Consider the following 3,099-nt stretch of genomic DNA (forward strand, 5'->3'; position numbering starts at 1 on the left):
CATTGTTTTTTTCTTTTTTAGTCAATAATACCGTTCCTATCATAGCAACTAATAACAAAATAGAGATGAATTCAAACGGGAACATGTATTCGTTTAACAATACTTTTCCTAATACTTTGATGGACTGAAAATCTTCACCGCTGGTGTCATAACCCGTCATGATGGTTTTCGAATTGATAAAAATCGTAATGAAAACAATACTCATGATAAGAAAAACCACCAAGGCACCGATTCTAGTAATACGAGGTTTGTGCACTTCGTCTTCTTTGTTTAAATTCATCAACATGATGGTGAATAAAAACAAAACCATAATGGCTCCCGAGTACACAATAATATGAACCAGGGCTAGAAATTGTGCGTTAAATAATAAGTAGTGACCTGCAATTGAAAAAAAGCACAACACCAAATAGATTGCACTGTGGATTGGGTTTCTGCTGTAAATAGTCAAAAACGCGGTGGCCAAAGTAATAGCCGCTAAAAAATAAAATATGATTACTATAGTTGACATTTAGTTTGCGTTGTTAAGTTGAGCATTTTTCATTGCCATTTCTAAAGGCATTACTAATTTATCTTTTCCAAAAATGAAGTCTTCACGATCATAACTAGCAGGCACTAACTCTTTTGAAAGTGTTAAATAGACAGCGTCTTTTGGACAAGCTTCTTCGCATAAACCACAAAAAATACAACGCAACATGTTGATTTCGTAAATTTCTGCATATTTTTCTTCACGGTACAAGTGTTCTTCCCCTTTTTTACGCTCGGCAGCTTTCATCGTAATCGCTTCTGCAGGACAAGATAATGCACACAAGCCACAAGCCGTACAGTTTTCTCTACCTTGTTCGTCGCGTTTTAACATGTGTTGTCCTCTATACACCGGACTAAACTCTCTTACTTGTTCAGGATATTGTACGGTTACTTTTTTACGAAACAAGTGTTTGATGGTAATGATCAAACCTTTTACAATGGCTACTAAGTATAAGCGTTCCCAAAAAGTCATTTCTTTGTGAGAGACTTCTTTTTTTCTTCCCGATAGGGATATGTTTTGTATTGCTGTTGACATACTATCTTTTATTTAAAAGCTAAAATGCAAATTCCAGTGATGATAATATTTACTATCGAAAGCGGAATTAAGATTCTCCAACCTAAGTTCATTAATTGATCGTATCTAAAACGAGGGATTGTCCATCGCACCCACATGATGAAAAAGATGAACCCACATATTTTGATAAATAAGGCAAATATTCCTAAGATATTTGCCACATTAACCCCTACATTATCAACCATCCATTGCATGCCTGGATAATTGTATCCTCCAAAAAACAATACCGATAAAATGGCAGATGATATGAACATATTTGCATATTCAGCAAATAAATAAAAGCCCATTTTCATGGAAGAATATTCGGTATGATACCCTCCAATCAATTCACTTTCACATTCGGCAAGGTCAAAAGGCGTTCGGTTTAATTCGGCAAAAGCACAAATTAAAAAGATTAAAAACGAAACCGGTTGGTAAAATACATTCCAATCCATTCCGCTTTGTTGCAACGAAATTTCTTTTAAACTCAAAGTTCCGGTCATCATCAATAAGGCAATCATTGATAATCCCATGGCAATTTCATACGAAACCATTTGAGAAGCTGCACGAACGGCTCCCATCAACGAGAACTTGTTATTTGAAGCCCATCCCCCAATCATAATTCCGTATACACCAACAGAAACTACTCCAAAAATATAAAGTAAGGAAACGTCAATATCGGTAGCTTGTAAAATAACATCTCTACCAAAGATATGCAAACGATCGCCCCAAGGAATTACTGCGCTGGTCATTAATGCCGTACTCATGGCAATAGCCGGGCCTACGATGAATAAAAATCGGTTGGGAGTATTTGGGAAAAATTCTTCTTTTGAAAACAACTTTAATCCGTCGGCAAGAGGTTGTAATAAACCAAATTTTCCGGCACGATTTGGACCAATACGATCTTGTAAAAAGGCGGCTACTTTGCGTTCTGCATAGGTTGAATACATTGCCATAATCATTGTAATTGCAAAAACGGTTACAATTACAACGCTTTTTTCTATGATAAAAGCACTATCCATTATTTTTTATCACTAATTAAGTTACCATCAATTTTTTCAGTGTAATCGATGTCGGACATACTGATTTTTTTTCGATCAATAGTTCTGCCTTTTAAAATATGTTCCTCTGTTTCAATCACTACTTTTTCCATATCACGGGTGTAGTTGTTTTGATTGATCACCGAATCTTTTTCAAATTTTCTCGGACCTTCAATTACCCAATCTTCCACGTTTTTATGGTCAAAACGACAACTGTTACAAATAAATTCTTCTACTTCATGGTACTCGTCTTTACGACCAGTAACTCTTTGAATTTCGTTACCAAACATCCAAACGGTTGTTTTACCACAACAGCTAGTACATTCTCTGTGCGCATTATAGGGCTTATTGAACCATACTCTCGATTTGAAACGGAAGGTTTTATCGGTTAAGGCTCCTACTGGACAAACATCAATCATATTTCCTGAAAATTCATTGTCGATCGCTTTTGAAATACAGGTAGAAATATTAGCATGATCTCCACGATCCATAACTCCATGAACGCGATTTTCGGTCAATTGATCGGCTACTTGTACACAACGTTGGCATAAAATACAACGGTTCATGTGTAATTGAATGTTCGGACCAATATCTTCAGGTTCAAAAGTTCTTTTTTCTTCGATGTAACGGGTTTGTGATTTTCCGTGTTCAAAGCTTAAATTTTGCAAATCACATTCGCCAGCTTGATCACAAACAGGACAATCTAACGGGTGATTGATCAATAAAAATTCGGTAACCGATTTTCTAGCTTCTGTAACTCTATCGGAGTTTTTGCTATTCACTTCCATTCCGTCCATACAACCCGTAACACAAGAGGCTACTAGTTTCGGCATTGGTCTTGGATCAGCTTCGCTCCCTTTTGATACTTCAACTAAACAACAACGACATTTACCGCCACTCCCTTTTAGTTTTGAATAATAACACATGGCTGGCGGAACACTTTCTCCTCCAATCATACGAGCAGCTTGCAGGATGGTTGTT

General features: G+C 36.6%; 4 protein-coding genes. All 4 read right to left on the reverse strand.

The genetic code is table 11. The features are described from left to right. A partial coding sequence (locus ACIQ6Z_RS09715; protein ID WP_396210680.1) for an NADH-quinone oxidoreductase subunit J occupies positions 1–508 on the reverse strand: 508 nt, incomplete at its 3' end. After that, positions 509–1,060 carry a NuoI/complex I 23 kDa subunit family protein gene (locus ACIQ6Z_RS09720; RefSeq protein WP_396210681.1) on the reverse strand — a complete coding sequence of 184 codons (552 nt, stop codon included), beginning with the start codon at positions 1,058–1,060 and terminating at the stop codon, positions 509–511. It lies immediately after the preceding gene. Positions 1,061–1,068: 8 nt separating this feature from the next. After that, positions 1,069–2,100 (reverse strand): NADH-quinone oxidoreductase subunit NuoH, encoded by a 1,032-nt coding sequence (gene nuoH / locus ACIQ6Z_RS09725; protein ID WP_396210682.1) that lies wholly within the window; start codon positions 2,098–2,100, stop codon positions 1,069–1,071. Next, positions 2,100–3,099: 2Fe-2S iron-sulfur cluster-binding protein (locus ACIQ6Z_RS09730; RefSeq protein WP_396210683.1), on the reverse strand; the 1,000-nt coding region annotated here is incomplete at its 5' end. The genes ACIQ6Z_RS09730 and nuoH, both read right to left, overlap by 1 nt.

It is taken from the genome of Flavobacterium sp., from assembly GCF_044376915.1.
Lineage (GTDB): Bacteria > Bacteroidota > Bacteroidia > Flavobacteriales > Flavobacteriaceae > Flavobacterium.

What these genes read in the sequence shown, in the direction of transcription:
- nuoH (WP_396210682.1), bottom strand. Translation starts at nt 2,100, where the DNA reads ATGGATAGTGCTTTTATCATAGAAAAAAGCGTTGTAATTGTAACCGTT.
- ACIQ6Z_RS09720 (WP_396210681.1), bottom strand. Translation starts at nt 1,060, where the DNA reads ATGTCAACAGCAATACAAAACATATCCCTATCGGGAAGAAAAAAAGAA.